A 277-nucleotide genomic window follows, 5' to 3' on the forward strand; every position below is an offset into this window, starting at 1 on the left:
AGGTCGGGCTGGACCAGCCCCTGTTCCTGATCGCCGGCCCCTGCGTGATCGAGTCGATGCAGCTGCAGCTCGATACCGCCGGCAAGCTGAAGGAAGTCACCGACAAGCTCGGCGTCAACTTCATCTTCAAGTCCAGCTTCGACAAGGCCAACCGCACCTCGGGCACCGCGTTCCGTGGCCCTGGCATGGAGGAGGGCCTGAAGGTCCTGGCCGAGGTCAAGAAGCAGATCGGCGTGCCGGTGCTGACCGACGTCCACGAATACACCCCGATGGACGA

At 63.9% G+C, this 277-nt stretch carries 1 pseudogene; it reads left to right on the plus strand.

Annotation, left to right across the window (positions count from 1 at the left end):
• Positions 1 to 277 (plus strand): annotated as a pseudogene (locus tag CDN38_RS33795) (hypothetical protein); the annotation flags it as partial.

The organism is Mycobacterium ostraviense (genome assembly GCF_002705925.1).
Lineage (GTDB): Bacteria > Actinomycetota > Actinomycetes > Mycobacteriales > Mycobacteriaceae > Mycobacterium > Mycobacterium ostraviense.